An 18,862-nucleotide genomic window follows, 5' to 3' on the forward strand; every position below is an offset into this window, starting at 1 on the left:
GGGCGGGGCGGCGGGGCGGGCCTCGCGGGTGGTCGTGGCCGGGTGGACGCGCGGGCGCCCGGGGGACTGGCTAGTGTGGCAAATCGGGACGAAACGCCACACGGAGAGGGCTGGGCCATGACCGTGCAACCCGAGGGAACGCCCTGTTGGGCCGACGCGATGTTCACCGACCTGGAGGGCGCGAAGGTCTTCTACGGAGAAGTACTGGGCTGGACCTTCGGCGAGTCCTCGTCCGAGTACGGCAACTACACGCAGGCCTACGTGGACGGCAAGGCCGTCGCCGCGATCGTCCCGCCCATGCCCGGCCAGCCGATCGAATCGATCAAGTCGGCGTGGTGCCTCTACCTCGCCTCGCCGGACGCCGCCGCCACCGCCGAGAAGATCCGCGGCAACGGCGGCGAGGTCCTGATGGGCCCGATGCAGGTCGGCGAGTTCGGTTCGATGGTGATCGCCAAGGACCCGGGAGGCGTCGTCTTCGGCGTCTGGCAGGCCGGCACCCACGAGGGGTTCGAGGTGCAGGGGGTCCCCGGTGCCTACACCTGGGCCGAGGTCGTCACCCGCGAGCCCGGCCGGGCCGACGCGTTCTTCCCCGCCGTCTTCCCCTACACGGTCAAGCGGATGGACGTCGAAGAGGTCGACTACAAGGTCTTCGAGATCGGCGGGGCCCCGGTGCTCGGCCGGATGAAGGCCGGTCCGGACGACCTGCCGCCCGAGGCGCCGAACTACGTGAGCGTCTACTTCGCGGTGGAGGACTGCGACGCGACCGTCGCCAAGATCACTCTGCACGGCGGGCAGCTCTACTTCGGCCCGATGGACAGCCCGTTCGGCAGGTTCGCGGCGGTCGGCGACCCCGGGGGCGCGGCGTTCGGCGTGATCGCCCTCGGCGCGACCGTCGGCGACATGCCCGGGATGGTGGCCGAATGAGCGGCAACTCCGAGCGTGCGGACCTGCTCCAGACCCTGGACAAGCACCGGGGCTTCCTGCGCTACACCGTCCGCGACCTCACCGACGAGCAGGCCGCCCGCCGCACGACGGCCAGCGAGCTGTGCCTGGGCGGCCTGATCAAGCACGTCTCCGGGGTGGAGTCCCGCTGGCTGCGGTTCGCGGTCGGCGGCGCGGCCGCGATGGAGGACGAACCGGTCGACTGGGCAGGGCAGTTCCTGATGACCGACGGCGAGACCCTGGCCGGACTGCTCGCCGCGTACGAGCGGGTGGCGGCCGAGACCGACGAACTGGTCGCGACCCTCCCCGACCTCGACCTGGCCCACCCGCTGCCCCAGGCGCCGTGGTTCGAACCGGGTGCCTCCTGGTCGGCCCGGCGGGTGCTGCTGCACGTCATCGCCGAGACCGCGCAGCACGCCGGGCACGCCGACATCATCAGGGAGTCGCTGGACGGCGCGAAGACGATGGGCTGAGCGGGTCCTGCCGCGCCTCGAACTCCACCCCGAGCAGCTCGCGCAGCGCCCGGTCGCCCTCCGCCGTCACCCGCAGCGCCCGTCCGGAGCCGATGCGTTCCACCCAGGCCCGGTCCAGCGCCGTCCGGCACAGCGCCGCCCCGAACGCGCCGCCCAGGTGCCCGCGCCGCTCCGTCCAGTCCAGGCAGCTGCGGACCACCGGGCGCCCGCCCCCGCGCCCGGACCGGGCCGGCAGCTCCACACCCAGCTCGGCCAGCCACGCCCGCCCCCGCTCGGTGAGGGCCGGACCGGAGTCCTCGGCGACCAGCCCGCGCGTCAGGACGGCGTCGCAGACCGCCACGCCGAGCCGGCCCGCGAGGTGGTCGTAGCAGGTCCGGGCGCGGGCCTCGGCGCTCATCCGGGTGGATTCGCGCAGGGAACGCGGCCCGGGGGCGGACCGCGGGGTCGCGGACAGCGGGGTCGGGGCCAGCGTGACGCCGGACGCCGGGGTCGCGGGCGAGAACGACGACAGGTCCTCGATCAGTGTGGCCACCGCCGGGCCGGCCAGCCGGACGTACCGGTGCCGGCCCTGCCGCTCCTCGGCCAGCAGGCCGCCGGCGATCAGACGGGACAGATGCTCACTCGCCGTGGACGGGGCCACGCCCGCGTACCGGGCCAGCTCGCCGGCGGTCCAGGCCCGGCCGTCGAGCAGAGCGGTGCAGAACGCGGCGCGGGTCGGGTCGGCGAGCAGTCCGGCGAGCTGGGCGAGCGACATGGCTCCATGGTGCCGCGTGGACGCTTCGGCCGACACCGAAGTGTTCCGTCCCTAGCGTGAGGGCCATGCGTACTCCGGTCGTTCGTGTCGCCTCCTCCTCGTCCGCTCCCGTTCCGGCTCCCGTTCGTGCGTCCGTTCCTGCCCTGGGCCCGGATGCGGTCCCCGAGTCCGTCCCCGAGCCGGTGACCGGTGCGGCCAGGGGCGCCGACGCGCTCGTACCGGTCCGGTTCGACCGGTACGAGCACGTCACGGCCGCGCTCGCCGATCCCGCCCTCGTGCCGGTGCCCGCCGCCCCCGGGCCAGTCGGCGGCGCGGCCTGGCTGCGTGCCACGGTGGCGCGGTTCAGCGCGGGCGAGCGGCACGCCGTGCGCCGGGCGGGCGTCGAGGCCGACCTGGCCCGCCTCGACCCGGACGCGCTGCGGGCGTCGGCCGCCGCCGGCTCCGAGCCGGACGCCGGTCTGCGGGCGGTACGGGTCCTCGCGCAGGCGTTGGGCCTGGCCGAGCCGGACGCGGTCGCGCGAGCGGTCGCCGCGGTGGCGCGCGTCTACTTCGTCGAGCGGCCGGACGACCCGGAGGCCGACGCCGCCGTGGCCTGGCTGCTGCCCCGGATGCTGCCCGACGAGGACCCGGTGGGGCGCGGCGGGGCGGGGGCGGAGGCGGGCCACGGTCCGGCGGAGCGCCGTCCGGCGGAGCACGGCGCGGCTGCCGTCCGCGCGGCCGAGGAACGGGCCGCCAACCGGATCGGCCTGCTCGTCCAGTCCTTCGACGCCACCGCAACCCTCGTCGACCACGCCCGCCGGGCCGTCGGCAGCGGCGCCGACCCGATCGACGCGGCGCTGCGCCACGACCCGCCCGTCCGGACGATGCGCCGCCACGCCGTCCGGGACACCGAGGTCGGCGGGGTGCCGGTCCCCGCCGGGGCCCAGGTGGTGCTCGACGTCGCCGCCGCCCAGGCGGGCCGCCCCGGGCTGCCCCCGCTGACCTTCGGCGCTCCGCCCCGGCTCTGCCCCGGTCGCACCCACGCCCTGGCGATCGCGTCCGGCATCCTGCACGGCACCGCGGACCCGGCCGGATCCTCGCCCGACGCCCCCGACCCCGACCCCGACCCCGACGGGCTCGTCCCCGCCCCGGGCGTCCCCGCCCCGGTCGTCCCCGCCCCGGTCGGCGACCTCCGCCCGCACGAGAGGACCGCCCGATGAGCGCGCCCACCCCGTTCGCCGCCCTGCACCACCGGGCGGGCGAGCCGTTGCTGCTCCCCAACGCCTGGGACCACGCCTCCGCCGCCCTCCTGGCCGAGCAGGGCTTCCCCGCCGTCGGCACCACCAGCCTGGGCGTCGCCGCAGCCGCCGGGCTGCCCGACGGCGTCGCCGCCACCCGCGCGGAGACCCTCCGGCTGGCGCGCCGCCTCGGCCGTACCGGCCGTTACCTGCTCTCCGTCGACGTGGAGAACGGATTCAGCGACGACCCCGGAGAAGTCGGCTCCCTCGCAGCCGAGTTGGCCGATGCCGGGGCCGTCGGCATCAACCTGGAGGACGGTCGTGCGGACGGCACGCTCACCCCCGCCGCCCTGCACGCCGCCAAGATCGCCGCCGTCAGGTCCGCCGCTCCCGGCCTCTTCGTCAACGCCCGTACCGACACCCATTGGCTCGCCGTGCCGGACGCCGGCCGGGAGACCGACCGCCGGCTCGCCGCCTACCGGCAGGCCGGCGCGGACGGGGTGTTCGTCCCGGGCCTCGCCGATCCGGCGGCCATCGCGGAACTCTGCGCCACCCTCGACGTCCCGTTGAACATCCTCTACAGCCCGACCGGACCGACCGTCCCCGATCTCGCCGCCCTCGGCGTCTCCCGCGTCAGCCTCGGCTCGCTCCTCTACCGCACCGCCCTGGCCGCCGCCACGGCCACCGCCGTCGCGATCCGTGCCGGCGCCCCTGCCCCGGATCCCGGCACCGGGACGCCCGGCTACGCCGCGGTGCAGGCCCTCCACCACGACCGGCCCGGACCGGTCCCCCCGGCCGGGCCGCCGCCCCGCTGACCGCCGACGCCGGTGCTCCGCCGCCCGTCGCACCCCGGCGTCCCGTCGCACCCCGGCGTCCCGCCGTCGTCCTGCGGGAGGCGGCGGGACGGGGAATCGGAGGGCCGGCAGGTGCGGAGGATCAGCGGGTGCGGAGGGTCAGCGGGTGAGGAGGGCGTGGAGGGCGGACGCCACCTCGGCCGGGGCCTCCTCGGCCATGAAGTGGCCGTAGGGGACGGTCGCGTGGTGCAGGTCGGGAGCCCAGGCGCGCCAGCGGGCGGCGGCGTCGAAGCCCAGGGCGGCGCCCCAGTCCTGCTGGAGGACGGTGACCGGCATGCGCAGCCGTCGGCCGGCCTCGCGGTCGGCGCGGTCGTGGTCGACGTCCGTACCGGCCGAGGCGCGGTAGTCGGCGACGATCGACGGGACGGCGGCGCGGCAGGCGGACAGGTAGGCGGCGCGGACCTCGTCCGGCAGGGCCTCCGGGTCGCGTGCCCAGAGGTCGAGGAAGTGGCCGAAGAAGGCGTCCGCGCTCGCGCCGATCATGGTTTCGGGCAGTCCCGGCGGCTGAGCCATCAGGTAGAGGTGGAACCCGACGGCGGCGGTGGTGCCGTGCATGACCTCCCACGTGTCGAGGGTCGGGAGCACGTCCAGCGCGGCGAGGTGGGTGACGGTGTCCGGGTGGTCGAGCCCGGCCCGGACCGCGACCAGCGCGCCGCGGTCGTGCCCGGCCAGCGCGAAGCGGTCGTGACCCAGCGCCCGGGCGAGGGCCACGACGTCGGCGGCCATGGTGCGCTTGCTGTACGCGGTGCCCTCGGGGTCGGTGGGCTTGTCGCTGGCGCCGTAGCCGCGCAGGTCGGGACAGATGACGGTGTGGTCGGCGGCGAGGTCCGCGGCCACGTGCCGCCACATCAGGTGGGTCTGCGGGAAGCCGTGCAGGAGGACGACCGGGCTTCCGCTGCCGGCGACGGCGGTGTGGAGCGCCACGCCGTCCGCGACGGGGACGCGCAGGTACTCGAAGCCGGGGACGGCGGGGGAGGGCGTGGGGACGGGGGTCGGTCGGGGGGTGGGGAGGGGCACGGGGCGGCCTTTCTCGGTGGGCGGTTCTTCGCTGCACCACGAGCCTCGCCGACGCGAATCAGCATCCGGTCAGCGACAGCGTCAGCGGCAGTGTCTGCGGCTGGTGTCTGCGGCCGGTATCTGCGGCCGGTGTCGGCGCGGCCGCAGGGGTCGCCAGGAGCGCCGGGGTCGCCGGGGTCGCCGGGGTCGCCGGGGTCGGCGTACCGGGCCGGTGCGGCGGACGCCGTACGGTGGCGGGGTGACGAGGGTGTCCGGAGAAGCGGGGCGGACGGGGACCGTGTTCGGGGTCCTCGGGCCGGTGGTGGCCGAGCGGGCCGGCGGCGGGGTGCTCGCACTGAAAGGGCCGCGGCACCGGGCGGTGCTGGCGCGGCTGATCGTGGCCCGCCGGCGGGTCGTTCCCGTCACCCGTCTGGTCGAGGACCTCTGGACGGAGCCGCCGCCGGGCGCCGTCGGGGCCGTACAGACCTTCGTCTCCGCGCTGCGCCGCGTCCTGGAACCGGATCGTCCGCCGCGTTCCCCGGCGAGGCTGCTGGTCACGGAGGGACGGGGCTACGCGCTGCGCGCCGGACCGGACGAGGTCGACGCCTGGCGCTTCGAGGCCGCGGTCGCCGGCGCGGTGCACGGGGAAGGAACGGCGCGGGGTGAGGGCGCGGAGGCGGCCCTGCTGCGGTTGGACGAGGCGCTCGCTCTCTGGCGCGGCCCCGCCTACACCGAGTACGTCGAGGAGGACTGGGCCCGCGCGGAGCGGGCCCGCCTCGCCGAGCTGCGGCTGCTGGCCGTGGAGCGGCGGGCCGAGGCGAGGCTGGCGCTCGGCCGGGCCGCCGACGCCGTCCCCGACCTCGACGCGCACCTCGTCGACCACCCCTGGCGCGAGGACGCCTGGCGGCTGCTGGCGCTCGCGCTCTACCGGCAGGGCCGCCAGGGCGAGGCGCTCGCCGTGCTGCGCCGGGCCCGGACGACGCTGGTCGAGCAGTTGGGACTGGACCCGGCTCCGCGGCTGCGTGCCCTGGAGGCGGACATCCTCGCGCAGTCGCCCGCCCTCGACGGCGACCGCGACCTCGACCCAGGCCCTGGCTCTGGCACCGGTCCCGAACCGGGCCCCGGCGCCGTGGACGGCGGGCCCGTCGACGCCACCGCCCGGCTCTGGACGTCCGCCGCCGCGGCGTACGACCGGAGCGTGGCCGCCGGGGCCCGGGCCCGCCTGGAGTCCACCGTCGGCCTGCTCCGCAGCCTGGCGGTCACCGGCCCCGACGGCCTGGCGGCTGCCCGACAGCACCGGTGGGCCGCGGTCGAGGCGGCGGAGGAGTTCGGCGATCCCGAGCTCACCGCCCGGGTTCTCGGGGCCTTCGACGTCCCCGCGATCTGGCCGCGCAGCGACGATCCGGCGCTCGCGGCCCGGCTGGTCGCCGCCGCCGAACGCACCCTCGCCGCCCTCCCGGACGGCGGCGTCCACGATCCGGCGCGGTGCCGGTTGCTGGCGACGGTCGCCGTCGAGACGCGCGGTGCCCGGTCGGCCCGTGCGCTGCGGGCGGCGCACGAGGCGGAGACGATCGCCCGGGGGCTGGACGACCCGGCGCTGCTCGCCTTCGCCCTCAACGGTGTGTTCATGCAGTCCTTCGCCGGAGCCGGCCTCGCCGGGCGGCGGGATGCGATCGGGGCGGAACTGGTCGCGCTGGCCGCCCGCCACGGTCTGACCACGTACGAGGTGCTCGGCCACCTGATCCGGATGCAGTCCCGCAGCGCGTTCGCGGACTGGCCGGCCGCCGACGGGCACGCCGCCGCTGCGGACCGGCTCGCCGAGCGGCACGAGCTTCCGTCGGTGGGGGTGTTCACCGACGGGTACCGCGCGCTGCGGCTGGCCGCCGAGGACCACCCGGCCTCCGCCGGGTGGGCCGCCGACAGGCGTGGACGGGCCGAGGCCGCCTACCGGGCCGTGGCCGACCGGCTCGACGCGGCCGGGATGCCCGGCATGGCCCCGGGACTCCGCGCGCTTGCGCTGTTGTCGCTGCCCGCCGCCGAACGAGCCCGGGCCGAGGCCCGGCGGCCCGACGAGGTCGAGAGCGGGGCCGAGGGCGGCTCCGAGAACAGGGCCATGGACGGCGACACGGACCGCGGTACGGACCGCGACGCGGACCGCGACCCGGACTGGGCGCGCGCCGTCGGACCGGACCGGGACTGGGGTCCGTACCGCCCGTGGGTCGAACCGCTCGTGCTCGCCGCCGCAGGCCGGGACACCGAGGCCCGCGCCGCCCTGCACGCCCTCCCCGAGCCCCTGGCCGATCCCCTCTACGAGGTCTGCTGCTGCCTGGAGGCCGCCGCCGCCCGCCTGCTCCACGACCGCCCGGCGCTCCGCCGCGCCCATGCCCGCCTGCTCCCCGCCGTCGGCGAACTCGCGGGCGCAGCATCGGGGTTGCTCTCCTTCGGCCCGGTCGCCGGCCACCTCGCGACCGTCGCCCGGGCGCTGGGTCACGCCGGCTGACGGCCGGTCCGGGGCCCGCTTCGTCCGCCTCCGCCCGCCGGGTGCGCCTGCCTCCGTCCGTCTCCGCCTCGCCCCTGTGCCCGCCTCCGGTCGCCGTTCCGGTTGACGGTCGAGCGAGTGAACTGCGCCGCGGAAGGTTCGATCACGGACTCCTGCGAGGTATCCCTGCCCGGGACCTGCGCAACCGTCGGATCGGCGCCGAAGCACGGCCCGGGACAGGTGGATCCATGAGTTCGACCGTCAGTCAGAGACGCATCCGGGCCGGCGCCCTGGCCGTCCTCCTCGCCGCCGTGACCCTCGGCACGGCCGCGCCCGCGTCCGGGGCGCCCGAAGACGGCATCCTCGGCTCCCTCAGCCCCGACATCCGGGCGATCATGGCCAAACCGGCCTACCAGCACGCCCAGTGGGGCCTGCTGGAGATCGACGACACGACCGGTGAGGTCATCCACTCGATCTACCCGGACCAGTTCTTCATCCCCGGTTCGACGGCCAAGCTGGTCAGCGTGTCCGGCGCCTGGCACGCCCTCGGCGGCGAGCACCGCTTCACCACGCCCGTGCAGGCCGTCGGCAGCCGGGACGGGGAGGTCCTGAACGGCTCGCTCGTCCTGGTCGCCCAGGGCGACCTCACGATGGGCGGCCGGACCGCGCCCGACGGCTCCGTCTCCTACACCCCGATCGACCACACCTACGCGAACGACGTCCCCGGTGCGACCCTCACCCCCGAGAACCCGCTCGCGGGCCTCGACGAGATCGCCGGGCAGGTGCGGCAGGCCGGCATCACCGAGGTCCACGGGGACGTCGCCGTCGACTCCCGCCTCTTCACCTCGTTCCCCGACCTGGACCCGAGCCCCACCCCGTTGATCATCAACGACAACGTCATCGACCTGCTCACCACCCCGACCGCCCCCGGCCAGGCCGCTCAGCTCAGCTGGCGCCCGCAGGTCGCGCCGTACCAGGTCGAGTCGACGGTGCAGACGGTCGCGGCGGGAGGCCCGACCGAGCTCACCGTCTCCGCCTCACCCGACGGCACCCGCATCACCCTCTCCGGGACGATCGCCGCCGACGCGCCCCCGACGCTCCGGATCTCGAACGTGCAGGACCCGGCGTCCTTCGGTCGTACCGCCCTGATCGAGGCGCTCGCCCGGGCGGGTGTCACCGTCACCGCCCCGCCGACCGGGCCGAACCCGTCCGGCACGCTGCCGGACTCCTACGACGGCACCCAGCGCGTCGCCGCCTACGTCTCCCCGGTCTTCGCCGATTACACCCGGCTGATCCTGAAGGTCAGCCACAACCTCGGCGCCAACCTCGGCATCTGCCTGATGGCCGTGACGGCGGGCAGCCACCAGTGCGAGGACGGGTTCCCCGTGCTCACCGCCTTCCTCCGCCAGGCCGGGATCGACCCCACCCAGGTCCAGCTCCTCGACGGGCGCGGCGGCAACCCCGTCGACCGGGTCACCCCGCGCGTCGAGAACCAGATCCTCCACTACTGGCAGGGCACCCCCGAGGCGACCCGGTTCCGTGAGGCCCTCCCGATCCTCGGCGTCGACGGCAGCCTCGCGTCCGTCTGCGAGGGCTGTCCCACCTGCCCGGGGAAGGGCAAGGTCTGGTCCAAGCCCGGCACCGTCGCCGGCTTCGACGCCGTCAACAACCGCATCGCCGTCGGCGCCCAGACCCTGGGCGGGTACCTCGACGCGGGCCACGGCCGCCTCCACACCTACTACCTGGCCGTCAACGGGGCTTCCACGCCGGACATCGAGGGCGTCATCGAGATGATCGGCGACCTCTCGCTCATCTCCGGCCTCCTCCAGGAGCAGGCCGAAGCCCGCTCCTGACCCCACCCCGCTCGCTCCGTCAGCTCTGTCGGCTCCGTTCGCTCCGGTGCTCCCCTCCGGCCCCGAAGGCCCTCGCCGCTCCGCCCCCGTGCGCGGCCGGGGCCTTCGGGCGTTTTCGCGACCGGCCACCGGGCGTGTAGGACTGGGACCCGACGTGCGGCCCGCCGGGGTTCCGACCGGACCGCCGTCCGGCAGCCACCGCAGAGACGAGACATCTCCCTCCTCCCCGGGGAAGGGAGTACGGAGAGGGGGAGCCCGTGTCCACGCCCGCCATGCGGCCCGACGCGAGCGAGGTCTACCGCCGGTACCTGAGCGCCGTGCTGCTCCACGGCCACGCGAGTGCCAAGGCCTGCGAGCTCGGCGCGACCGACCTGTACGCGCTGAACATCCTCCAGCTGTCCGGGGCGATGACCCCCGGCGAACTGGCCACCCGCACCGGGCTGACCACCGGCCCGACCACCCGCCTCGTCGACCGGCTGGAGCAGGCGGGCTACGTGCGCCGGGCGGCCGATCCCGGCGACCGGCGCAAGGTCATCGTCGAACCGGTCGGCGGGCCCGCCGATCTCGACCGGGTGATGGCCCCGGCCCGGGAGCGGGTCGGCGAGATCCTCGCCGGGTACGCGCCGGAGCAGCTCGACGTCCTCTTCGACTACTTCGCCCGCGCCGCCGACGCCTACCGGGAGGCCGCCGACCACCTCCGCACCGGTCCCGCCGACGTCTGACCCGGTCCCCGGCCCCGGCCCCGGCCCCGGCCCGAAGACAGGGGGCGGCGTCCACCCGGCGCCGGGGTTCGCGCGATCGGTCACGACCACCGGGTGCCGGAGTGCTCCGACCGGCGGGCGGACAGCGTCTGCCCCAGCACCAGCAGGCTCAGACCGAACATCAGCACGCCCAGGGGGACGTGGAACGACGGGACGTGCGCGACGCCCAGCACGACCTGGACCGAGGCGAGCACCAGGAAGCCGGACGCGTACAGGACGGGGCGGGGCGATCCGCCGCCCGGCCGCCACGCGAGGATCGCGGCGAGCAGGTACAACATCGACGCGCCGTACATCACGCGCGCTCCGACGCTGTGCAGGACCTCGCCGCTGTGGGAGGTCAGCAGCAGCCCGGCGGTGACCGCCTGGAAGAGGATGGCCAGGGTCTGCAGGGCGATCGCGACCTGCGCGAACGTGAAGCTGCGGTGTCCTGCCGTCATCGGTGTGGCCATGGTGCGGTCCCCTCTTCCGCCTCGCGGCGGTTGATCGGTACTGTCTCGGTAGTCCGACGACGTGGGCCCGCGAAATGTGAGGTGGAGCGTCGATGTCCGGCCCGGGGGTTCGTCGACGTGACGGCTGCGGAGGCGGACGGGAAGAACCAGGGAGCGGCCCCGGCCATGAGCACTCCGTCCGAGCCAGGGCATGACGGGTCCGAGCCGGGCCTGCGCGAGATCGTCGGCGAGCGGCGGCACCTGACCAACGTCGCCTACCGGCTGCTCGGTTCGCTGGCCGAGGCCGAGGACGCCGTGCAGGAGACGTACGCCCGCTGGTACGCGATGCCGCGCCGGAGCCAGGAGGCCGTCGAGTCGCCCGGTGCCTGGCTGACGACGGTGGCTGGCCGCATCTGCCTCGACCTGCTGGGCTCGGCGCGGGTCCGGCGCGAGCGCTACGTCGGTGAGTGGGTCCCCGAGCCGCTGCCCGACCGCGCGGAGTGGATCGGCGGGCCGGTGGGCGGCGGCGGGACCGAGCCGGCCGACCCGGCCGACCGGGTGACGCTGGACGAGTCGGTCAGCATGGCATTCCTCGTCGTACTGGAGACGATGACGCCGGCCGAACGCGTGGCGTTCGTCCTGCACGACGTGTTCCGGTACTCGTTCGCGGAGGTCGCCGAGATCGTCGGCCGGACGCCGGCGGCCTGCCGTCAGCTGGCCTCCTCGGCCCGCCGGCGTGTGCGCGCCGCAGGGGCCACGGCCGTCCCGGCGGCCGGTCAGGCCGGGCTCGTGCGGAGCTTCAAGGAGGCGTGGGAGGCCAGGGACATCAAGTCCCTCGTCGACCTCCTCGACCCCGACGCCACGATGGTCGCCGACGGCGGCGGGCTGGTCGGCGCCGCCCTCCGCCCGGTCGAGGGCAGCGAGCGCATCGCCCAGTACCTGATCCACATCGCCGACAGGGCCCCCGGGCTGACGCTCCTGGAACGGACGGTCAACGGCAGCCCCGGCCTGGTCGCCCAGTTCGGCGGCGTCACCGTGACCGTGGCGGCGTTCGGCCTCGCCGACGGCCGCGTCACCCGCATCTGGGCGGTCCGCAACCCGGAGAAGCTCCGCCCCTGGCACCGGAACGGCGACAGGACCGACGGCTGACCCGTGCGGGCTCGGTCCGGGCTCGGTCCGGACCTGCTGCTCCCCGCGCGCCGATCGGCTCGCCGGCCCCGGCGAGCCCGCACGGCGTGCGGGCCCCGTTCGTCCCCGGGTCGCCATGCCCGGGCGCTCCTGCCCGCCGGTTGCTCCGCGGTCCGCCCGACGGGCTCTTCCTAGGACGGAATCCGTCCTAGATGCTCCCTACCGTCTGTCGGGAAGGAACTGATCGGAACGGTGATTCGGAGGGATCCGTCATGATTCTCGTGATCGGCGCGACCGCGCACTTCGGGCGGCAGACGGTGGAGGCGCTGGCGGGCGCCGGGCGGCAGGTCCGGGCCCTGTCGCGCACCCCTGAACGGGCGGGACTGCCCGAGGGCGTGGAGGTGGTGGGGGGCGACCTGGCCCGGCCGGAGACGTTGGGGCCTGCGTTGGACGGCGTCACCGAGTTGTTCCTGGCGCTTCCCTACGGTGCTGATGCACGGCCGCTGCTGGACCAGGTGCGGCAGGCAGGGGTGCGACAGATCGTGTTCCTGTCCTCGGGGGCCGTCGTCGACGGCGCGGACCCGCAGCCCGATGTGATCGCCGCCTACCACGCGAAGGTGGAGCAGGAGATCAGGGCGACGGGCGTCGACTGGACGTTCCTGCGGTTGTTCTTCCCGGCGATCAACTCGCTGGCCTGGGCGATGCAGGTGCAGGGCGGGGACACCGTCCGCGGGCCGCACGCCGCGGCCGCCGCCTCGGTGGTGCACGAGCGCGACGTCGCCGAGGCAGCCGCCGCCGTGCTCGGCGCCGTCGAACACCACGGCCGGGTCCACGAACTGACCGGGCCGCAGTCGCTCACCCAGACCGAGCAGGTCGAGGTGCTCGGCCGGGCCCTGGGCCGTGAGCTCCGCTTCGAGGAGGTGGCGGATCACGTGGTGCGGCAGCAACTCGGCCGGTTCATGGACGCCGACTTCGCGGGTGCCCTACTGGACTTGATGGCGAACACGGTGGGCGGGCCGGCGCCGGTGGGCGACACCGTCGAGAAGCTGACCGGCCACCCGGCACGCCCGTACGCGCAGTGGGTCGCGGATCACCTGGCGGACTTCCGCTGACCCCCGCCGCTCCGCCCGAGGTCGTGGAATCGGGCGCGGGCGCGCGGGAGCGGGAGGAACACCGGGTGCACCGGATCGCCGCCGGACCGTCTCCGCCCGGCCCGCGGAACGCCGAAGGCCCCGACCGCTGGGCGGTCGGGGCCTTCGGGCTGCCATGGCCGGTCCCACACGCGGACCACGTCGGCGAAAAGGCGGGCGTGCCGCCCGGCGGCCGACCACGGCACCGCGATCAGCTCCGCGAGTCGGTCGTCACCTGCCCACGAGTGCGGGTTCGCGGTCGGCCTTGTCCGCCCGCGGCCGGGGGTCGTCATGGTGCCTGAACAGCTTGCCCGGCCACCACATCCATCGACCCACGTCCAGGGTCAGCGCGGTGACCAGCACCGAGCGGACGATCATGGTGTCCAGCAGCACGCCGAACGCCACCGCGAACCCGAGCTCGGCCGCGAACACCAGCGGCAGCGAGGCCATCGCCGCGAAGGTGCCGGCCAGCACCAGACCCGCTGAGGTGATCACACCCCCGGTGGTGGACAGACCCGTCAGCGCGCCGCGCCGGGTGCCGTGCAGCAGCGCCACTTCGCGCACCCGGGTGACCAGGAAGATGTTGTAGTCGGTGCCCAGGGCGACCAGGAACACGAACGTCAGCAGCGGGAAGGAGGCTTCCGCGCCGGCGAAGTGGAACACGTGGTTGAACAGCAGACTGCTCACGCCGAGGGCCGCTCCGAACGACAGCACCACCGTGGCCATGAGCAACAACGGCGCGACGATAGCCCGCAGCAGCAGCGCGAGGATGAGGAGCACCACCACCAGGACGATGGGGATGATCACCTTGGAGTCGCGAGCGGCCGCCTCCTGCGTGTCGAGCATGATCGCCGTGCTGCCGCCGACATGGGCATCCGCATCCTCGATCTTGTGGACCGCGATTCTTGCCTGCTCCACAGTGCGCATCGCGGTCGTACTGCTGGGGTCGTCCTTGAGCTCCGCCAGCAGGACGGCCTCGCCGCCCTTGACCATGGGCGTCGAGACGTCGCCGACTCCCGGTACGCCGGACAGCGTGGTCCTCACCCGCTCCGCCGAGGCGGCCTTGGCCACGACGAGGACGGGGTCGCCCGACCCGGCCGGGAAGTGCCCGGACCGAATCTCCTCGCCGACCGCCATCTGTGGTGTGTTGGTGAACTGGTCCTTGTTGGAAAGCCCGTCGGCCTTGAGCCCGAACGCCCCGATCGCCATGACGGCGAGGGCGAGCGTGGTGCCGATCCACACGATCCGCGGCCGGCGGGAGACAGCGGTGCCGACCCGGGTCCAGATGCCTTCCCCGGCCGCCTCGGCCGACCCGTGCGACGGCTTCACCGGCCAGAAGATCCAGCGGCCGCAGACGACCAGCAGGGCCGGCATCAGGGTGACCATGGCGACCAGTCCGACGAGCACGCCGACAGCACAGGCCGGCCCGAGCCCCTGGGTGGAGTTGAGAGTGGCCAGCATCAGCAGCATCAGGCTGACCGCGACGGTCGCGGCGCTGGCGACGATCGCGGGACTGGAGCGGTACAGGGCCTCGGCCATCGCCTCGTGCCGGTCCTCGTGCCGCAGCAACTCCTCCCGGTACCGCGAGATGAGCAGGAGCGCGTAGTCGGTCGCGGCGCCGAACACCAGCACGGTGAGGATGAAGCTGGTCTGCTTGTTGACGACGAGTCCGGCATCCTTCGCCAACAGGTAGATCACCGCTTCCGAGGTGACCAGGGCGACGCCCACGGTCAGCAGCGGCAACACCGGAAGCAACGGGCTCCGGTAGGTGAGCAGCAGGATCACGACCACCACCAGTGCGGTGATCGTCGTCAGGGCGCCTCCCCCACTGAACGCCTCGATCGAGTCGGACGCGTAACCGGCCGGCCCGGTGACGTGGAAGCCGAGACCGTCGGCGTTCTCCCCGCCGACCTTGTTCATCGCGGCAACGATCTCGCCGATCCCCTCCCAGCCCATCTGGTCCTTGTGGAGCTGGACCACGGTCTGGACGGCTTTGCCGTCCTGGGCCTTCAACGGCCCGTGCGGCTGACCCACGACGTTGTCGATGCCCTTGAAGGCTTCGGCGTCGGCTTCGGCCTTGGCCATGTCGGCAGGGGTGATGCCCTCGGGCCGGTCGTAGATCACAATCGCGGGCAGTGTGTCGCCGAGTTGGAAGCTCTCGGCCCGCTCGACGACCTTGGTGGACTCCGCGTTACCGGGCAGCCAGGCCGAGTTGTCGTTCTTCTCGACGTCGCCGAGCCGGCCGGCCAGCATCAGGGCCGGCACCAGGACGACCGCCCAGAGTGCGAGGACGACCCACTTCCCCACCCTTCCACCGGGCAGGGACGCCATTCTTCGTATCACGTTGATTCCTCAGTGTTCACTTGGCGTGGGAGAGCTTGTCGGGCTCGGCGACGGTGCAGGTTCGGCACACCTGGCTGCCGTCCGGAGCGAGGCCGAGGTCGAGGACGAGGACCGACCGGCGCCGGCGGGTCGCCGTCGGCCCTGCGTCGGGTGATGGTGAGGCCTCGGCCGGAGTCGGGGCGAGAGCCGCGAGCAGACGGGCGACCTTGTCCCGGCCGTGGACGGGGCGAGCCCCGGCTCGGATGAGGTGATCATGGCCGTGACGCCCCCGGGTCTTCTCTTCGTCCGCTTTCGCTGTCAGAACTTCGACGAAACAGCGCACCGGAGTGTGAGGTCGGCGCTTCGCCCCACAGGCCACGCACCACGCGGCCGGCCCACCGAGGGCACCGCCGACCCACCGCCGCGATCCGCGCGGCGGGGCGGCGGTGCGGCGCCGACCAAGAGACTCCGGGCGGTGCTGTACGGAGGCGAGTGCAAACCAAAGCTGCAACAGGAGAACGCCGAAGGCCCCGACCGCCGAGCGGTCGGGGCCTTCGTGCTGCCATGGCCGGCAGAGACGGAGGACACGAGATTCGGACTCGTGAGGGGTTGCCCCCAACACGCTTTCCCAATGTTTGTCCGGCTGTTCGGGGGGTGAACGCAACCAGAGCTGCAGCCAGGGCAGTGGGCGCCCCATGTCCAAACGGGCTCGGACGGCGGAGCTCGGAGGCGGGTGGACAGAAGCCTCGGAGGGGCATATGTACATCTGCTACATTTGTGACATGAGTGAACCGGTGATCGCATCCATGGCCGAGGTTCGCAGTCACTTGGCGGACGTCCTCGACCGGGCCCGTCGGGACGAGACCCCGACGATCATTACTCGGCGCGGCAAGCAGGAAGCCGTCGTGATCGACATCCTTGAGTACCGGCGGCTGAGCCGGTTGGCTGAGCAGGCCGAGGAGTCCTGGCTGAACCAGTTGGCCGACGAGGCGGAATCCGAAGGCACCGAAGGTTCGGTCTCGCTCGAAGAGATGGCCGCCCTGCTCCGTGCCCACCACGCCTGATCTCCATGGGCTACGTGACGCGGTTCACCCCGCACGCGCAACGGGACATGCTCAAGATCCCGCGCCCCGATGCTCTGCGGATCCTCTATCGCCTGACCGAGCTCCAGAAGGGGTTGGACGAGGGCGACACAACGGCCTTCGACATCAAGGCCCTTCAGGGGCACAGCTCGCGGTGGCGTCTCAGGGTCGGCGACTACCGCGTCGTGTACACGATCGAGGACGGCCAGCTGATCGTGTGGGTGATGGCTGCCGGAAACCGCCGCGACGTGTACCGCGGCCTGTAGGTGCTGTGGCTCCGATCATCCACGACGCTCAGGCCGGTGGGGCGCCACTGCCAGTGGCGCCTCCTCCGCTCCAAGGCATGAGAGTTGGCCGTTGAAACTGCAGATGAGCCTGTGAACGCCGAAGGCCCCGACCGCTGGGCGGTCGGGGCCTTCGTGCTGCCATGGCTTGCAGAGGCGGAGGATACGAGATTCGAACTCGTGAGGGGTTGCCCCCAACATGCCTTCCAATTCTCCCGAACGCCGTCTGCCGGGGTTCAGACCTGTTCTGACCTGCGCCGGAGCGAACCGTCGGGTGGCGGTCGAACCAGCCGGACGGCGATGAATGAGACCAGAACTGAGACCACGCTACCTGGCACCTGCAGCTGGATCGTCCACCTCGTGCTTGGTCAGCTGTCCGTGTCTTTGGGGTGCCGGGGCGAGGCGTAGACGAGATGTACGGTCCGCCCTGGCTCGTCGACGAGGTAGCGCACGCGCCCGCCGGCGGTCACCTCGTACTCCCACTGCGGCAGCTCGCTCCCTCCGAGGGTGCGAGCCGCCAGACGCCCCCGAAGCCGGTGCTGCCGATCAGGGTCGCCCATGGACATGGGGTCGGTGCGAAGGGCTTCGAAGCAGCGTCGTGTATTCCCGGGAGCTTCGGAGCAGAGATCGCCCCACCCCTTGGCCGCCTCATTGGTGGCGAACCGTAGCCGCCATTCGCTGCCGATCGGCGGTGGTGGGACGTCGTCGCCGCGTTTGGGGCTCATGGGTTGGGAACCTCGCCGTGGTCGTCACCGGGAAGCAGTTCGGTGAGCTGCGCAGCCAGTTCCGGATCCGCCAGGATTCGGGCTGTGGCGCGCCACTCGACGATCACTCTGTGCAGATTGGCGTGGACGTCCAGCTCCACCACGTCGCGAGTGGCGTTCACGAGGTCGACGATAAACTCCCGGACCTCTTCGGCCGACAGGTGGCGGGTCCACGGGAAGACCTCGGGGAGCGCGAGGAGGACGGCGCGAGCGCCCTCGCTGCTGGTGATCAGCGCTGCGAACAGTCGTGCGGTGACGTCGGCGGTCTCTTCGCGCTGACGGTCGTGGCGCTCCGTGGTCAGGTACAGGTCCTCGCCGTCGCGGCGTGTGACGTGAATGCGCTGTGCCTGTTCGACACTGTCCGCGACGCGCTTGGAGTTCTTCGACAGGTCGGAGAACGACACGGTGAGAGTGGACATGTCGTGATGTTACTTCGGAATACGTTCCGAAGTCAACTGATTGCAGATGTCGAAATCGCCGTTCGCCCCTCGGGGGTGCCTGCATGGACTCGTAACACGATCTTGTGAATTGTTGCCGGTGGGCGTTGCCGGTGTGACGATTCGTCCGTTCATGATGGTGTGAGCAGCAAGCCGTGGATCGTGGACGACGAGCTATGAGCCCGGATCGAACCGCTGTTGCCGGCCCGGTCGGAGCAGTCACCGGGCCTTCGCCCGGTCGATGACCGGCGTCTGGACGACGTGATCGTGCTCCATGGGGAGCGCGCGCACCGCGTTCACGGCGGCGCTGGCCCACGCGTCGGCCTTTGGGATCTTCGGCATGCTGTCGCCCGAATGCTCGCCGTCCGCCTCGTCTGGGCTCGGGGCGGCTGTTGCCCTCGTGATTCTGCCCGTGCCTCCGGCGCGGCACCCGGAGCCGGGAACGACGAAGGCCCGGACCGCTGAGCGGTCCGGGCCTTCTGCCGGCGGAGGATACGAGATTCGAACTCGTGAGGGGTTGCCCCCAACACGCTTTCCAATTCTTCCGAACGGCGTCCGCTGAGGTTCATGCCCGTTCTGACCTGCGGTGGAGCGATCCGCTGGCCGGTGGCCGAACGCGGCTGGACGGGGGTGAACGAGACCAGAACTGAGACCGGAGAAGTGGGCCTCGGGCGTGTATCGGGTGGTGATCGATCTGCGGGATTCACCCTCGAAGTGGAGGCTGATCCGGTAGATCGTCTTGCATGACGCGCGTGCAACTGAAGGACGAAGAACGGGAGTTCATCGGGCCGTACCTGCCGATTGGCGAGTACGGCCCGTACCATGTCTCCAACCGTTCCGCCAGTGGCGTGACGCTGGGGTGCTTGAGGCCCTGCTGGAGGGCTTGACCGCGGAGGCCGCGAAGCGGGGCGAGGTGGACTTGCCCCTGGTCAGCATCGACTCCACCATCGCGCGCGCT

General features: G+C 73.2%; 18 protein-coding genes. 11 read left to right on the top strand and 7 right to left on the bottom strand.

Annotated elements, in window-relative coordinates:
• Positions 1-117 precede the first annotated feature (117 nt).
• Positions 118-924, top strand: coding sequence for a VOC family protein (locus ACFWOG_RS08195; protein ID WP_329884961.1), 807 nt, complete (start codon positions 118-120; stop codon positions 922-924).
• The gene (locus ACFWOG_RS08200; RefSeq protein ID WP_380355962.1) at positions 921-1,415 is read left to right on the top strand and encodes a DinB family protein; all 495 of its coding nucleotides are present in this window, start codon (positions 921-923) and stop codon (positions 1,413-1,415) included. The genes ACFWOG_RS08195 and ACFWOG_RS08200 overlap by 4 nt, the downstream gene beginning before the upstream one ends.
• On the opposite strand, the gene ACFWOG_RS08205 is transcribed toward ACFWOG_RS08200, so the two are convergent.
• On the bottom strand, positions 1,378-2,169 hold the full coding sequence (locus tag ACFWOG_RS08205) for an ArsR/SmtB family transcription factor (protein ID WP_380355965.1): 792 nt from the start codon (positions 2,167-2,169) through the stop codon (positions 1,378-1,380). The genes ACFWOG_RS08200 and ACFWOG_RS08205 overlap by 38 nt on opposite strands.
• A 65-nt stretch (positions 2,170-2,234) precedes the next feature.
• Between ACFWOG_RS08205 and ACFWOG_RS08210 the strand changes: the two genes are divergently transcribed.
• Entirely contained in the window at positions 2,235-3,368 is a 1,134-nt protein-coding gene (locus ACFWOG_RS08210) for a hypothetical protein (protein ID WP_380355968.1), read from the top strand.
• A complete protein-coding gene (locus tag ACFWOG_RS08215) occupies positions 3,365-4,201 on the top strand; it encodes an isocitrate lyase/phosphoenolpyruvate mutase family protein (RefSeq protein ID WP_329948763.1) in 837 nt (278 codons plus the stop codon). Before ACFWOG_RS08210 ends, ACFWOG_RS08215 begins: the two co-directional genes overlap by 4 nt.
• Before the next feature lie 138 nt (positions 4,202-4,339).
• On the opposite strand, the gene ACFWOG_RS08220 is transcribed toward ACFWOG_RS08215, so the two are convergent.
• Positions 4,340-5,257, bottom strand: coding sequence for an alpha/beta fold hydrolase (locus tag ACFWOG_RS08220; RefSeq protein WP_380355975.1), 918 nt, complete (start codon positions 5,255-5,257; stop codon positions 4,340-4,342).
• Between the two features lie 238 nt (positions 5,258-5,495).
• Here ACFWOG_RS08220 and ACFWOG_RS08225 point away from each other — a divergent pair, with 238 nt between their 5' ends.
• From ACFWOG_RS08225 to ACFWOG_RS08235, 3 genes are all read left to right on the top strand, one after another.
• On the top strand, positions 5,496-7,736 hold the full coding sequence (locus ACFWOG_RS08225) for a BTAD domain-containing putative transcriptional regulator (protein ID WP_380355979.1): 2,241 nt from the start codon (positions 5,496-5,498) through the stop codon (positions 7,734-7,736).
• 227 nt (positions 7,737-7,963) lie between these two features.
• Positions 7,964-9,568, top strand: coding sequence for a D-alanyl-D-alanine carboxypeptidase/D-alanyl-D-alanine-endopeptidase (dacB, locus tag ACFWOG_RS08230; RefSeq protein WP_380355981.1), 1,605 nt, complete (start codon positions 7,964-7,966; stop codon positions 9,566-9,568).
• A 257-nt stretch (positions 9,569-9,825) separates the two neighbouring features.
• Positions 9,826-10,290: a MarR family winged helix-turn-helix transcriptional regulator gene (locus ACFWOG_RS08235; protein WP_380355984.1), complete on the top strand. Its 465-nt coding sequence runs from the start codon at positions 9,826-9,828 to the stop codon at positions 10,288-10,290.
• An 80-nt stretch (positions 10,291-10,370) separates the two neighbouring features.
• Here ACFWOG_RS08235 and ACFWOG_RS08240 read toward each other — a convergent pair whose 3' ends face one another.
• Positions 10,371-10,778: a hypothetical protein gene (locus tag ACFWOG_RS08240; protein ID WP_329884968.1), complete on the bottom strand. Its 408-nt coding sequence runs from the start codon at positions 10,776-10,778 to the stop codon at positions 10,371-10,373.
• A gap of 165 nt (positions 10,779-10,943) precedes the next feature.
• Between ACFWOG_RS08240 and sigJ the strand changes: the two genes are divergently transcribed.
• Complete coding sequence (sigJ, locus tag ACFWOG_RS08245; protein WP_329884969.1) at positions 10,944-11,906, top strand: RNA polymerase sigma factor SigJ; 963 nt, start codon at positions 10,944-10,946, stop codon at positions 11,904-11,906.
• Positions 11,907-12,157: 251 nt separating this feature from the next.
• A complete protein-coding gene (locus tag ACFWOG_RS08250) occupies positions 12,158-12,997 on the top strand; it encodes an NAD(P)H-binding protein (RefSeq protein WP_380355988.1) in 840 nt (279 codons plus the stop codon).
• 249 nt (positions 12,998-13,246) lie between these two features.
• Here the strand turns inward: ACFWOG_RS08250 and ACFWOG_RS08255 are convergent, their stop codons facing one another.
• A complete protein-coding gene (locus ACFWOG_RS08255) occupies positions 13,247-15,358 on the bottom strand; it encodes an MMPL family transporter (RefSeq protein WP_380355991.1) in 2,112 nt (703 codons plus the stop codon).
• 761 nt (positions 15,359-16,119) lie between these two features.
• Between ACFWOG_RS08255 and ACFWOG_RS08260 the strand changes: the two genes are divergently transcribed.
• Both ACFWOG_RS08260 and ACFWOG_RS08265 read left to right on the top strand, forming a co-directional pair.
• Positions 16,120-16,401 carry a type II toxin-antitoxin system Phd/YefM family antitoxin gene (locus ACFWOG_RS08260; RefSeq protein ID WP_329884972.1) on the top strand — a complete coding sequence of 94 codons (282 nt, stop codon included), beginning with the start codon at positions 16,120-16,122 and terminating at the stop codon, positions 16,399-16,401.
• Positions 16,402-16,406: 5 nt separating this feature from the next.
• The gene (locus ACFWOG_RS08265) at positions 16,407-16,685 is read left to right on the top strand and encodes a type II toxin-antitoxin system RelE/ParE family toxin (RefSeq protein WP_329884973.1); all 279 of its coding nucleotides are present in this window, start codon (positions 16,407-16,409) and stop codon (positions 16,683-16,685) included.
• Between the two features lie 386 nt (positions 16,686-17,071).
• Here the strand turns inward: ACFWOG_RS08265 and ACFWOG_RS08270 are convergent, their stop codons facing one another.
• The 3 genes from ACFWOG_RS08270 to ACFWOG_RS08280 form a co-directional block, all read right to left on the bottom strand.
• Positions 17,072-17,428: a hypothetical protein gene (locus ACFWOG_RS08270; protein WP_329949073.1), complete on the bottom strand. Its 357-nt coding sequence runs from the start codon at positions 17,426-17,428 to the stop codon at positions 17,072-17,074.
• Positions 17,425-17,886 carry a prevent-host-death family protein gene (locus ACFWOG_RS08275; RefSeq protein WP_329883828.1) on the bottom strand — a complete coding sequence of 154 codons (462 nt, stop codon included), beginning with the start codon at positions 17,884-17,886 and terminating at the stop codon, positions 17,425-17,427. Before ACFWOG_RS08275 ends, ACFWOG_RS08270 begins: the two co-directional genes overlap by 4 nt.
• Positions 17,887-18,123: 237 nt before the next feature.
• A complete protein-coding gene (locus ACFWOG_RS08280) occupies positions 18,124-18,246 on the bottom strand; it encodes a hypothetical protein (RefSeq protein WP_329949072.1) in 123 nt (40 codons plus the stop codon).
• Between the last annotated feature and the right edge of the window lie 616 nt (positions 18,247-18,862).

The sequence above is a fragment of the Kitasatospora sp. NPDC058406 genome, assembly GCF_042722765.1.
Classification (GTDB): domain Bacteria; phylum Actinomycetota; class Actinomycetes; order Streptomycetales; family Streptomycetaceae; genus Kitasatospora.

What these genes read in the sequence shown, in the direction of transcription:
- ACFWOG_RS08195 (WP_329884961.1), top strand. Translation starts at nt 118, where the DNA reads ATGACCGTGCAACCCGAGGGAACGCCCTGTTGGGCCGACGCGATGTTC.
- ACFWOG_RS08200 (WP_380355962.1), top strand. Translation starts at nt 921, where the DNA reads ATGAGCGGCAACTCCGAGCGTGCGGACCTGCTCCAGACCCTGGACAAG.
- ACFWOG_RS08205 (WP_380355965.1), bottom strand. Translation starts at nt 2,169, where the DNA reads ATGTCGCTCGCCCAGCTCGCCGGACTGCTCGCCGACCCGACCCGCGCC.
- ACFWOG_RS08210 (WP_380355968.1), top strand. Translation starts at nt 2,235, where the DNA reads ATGCGTACTCCGGTCGTTCGTGTCGCCTCCTCCTCGTCCGCTCCCGTT.
- ACFWOG_RS08215 (WP_329948763.1), top strand. Translation starts at nt 3,365, where the DNA reads ATGAGCGCGCCCACCCCGTTCGCCGCCCTGCACCACCGGGCGGGCGAG.
- dacB (WP_380355981.1), top strand. Translation starts at nt 7,964, where the DNA reads ATGAGTTCGACCGTCAGTCAGAGACGCATCCGGGCCGGCGCCCTGGCC.
- ACFWOG_RS08240 (WP_329884968.1), bottom strand. Translation starts at nt 10,778, where the DNA reads ATGGCCACACCGATGACGGCAGGACACCGCAGCTTCACGTTCGCGCAG.
- sigJ (WP_329884969.1), top strand. Translation starts at nt 10,944, where the DNA reads ATGAGCACTCCGTCCGAGCCAGGGCATGACGGGTCCGAGCCGGGCCTG.
- ACFWOG_RS08250 (WP_380355988.1), top strand. Translation starts at nt 12,158, where the DNA reads ATGATTCTCGTGATCGGCGCGACCGCGCACTTCGGGCGGCAGACGGTG.
- ACFWOG_RS08260 (WP_329884972.1), top strand. Translation starts at nt 16,120, where the DNA reads ATGAGTGAACCGGTGATCGCATCCATGGCCGAGGTTCGCAGTCACTTG.
- ACFWOG_RS08265 (WP_329884973.1), top strand. Translation starts at nt 16,407, where the DNA reads ATGGGCTACGTGACGCGGTTCACCCCGCACGCGCAACGGGACATGCTC.
- ACFWOG_RS08270 (WP_329949073.1), bottom strand. Translation starts at nt 17,428, where the DNA reads ATGAGCCCCAAACGCGGCGACGACGTCCCACCACCGCCGATCGGCAGC.
- ACFWOG_RS08275 (WP_329883828.1), bottom strand. Translation starts at nt 17,886, where the DNA reads ATGTCCACTCTCACCGTGTCGTTCTCCGACCTGTCGAAGAACTCCAAG.
- ACFWOG_RS08280 (WP_329949072.1), bottom strand. Translation starts at nt 18,246, where the DNA reads ATGCCGAAGATCCCAAAGGCCGACGCGTGGGCCAGCGCCGCCGTGAAC.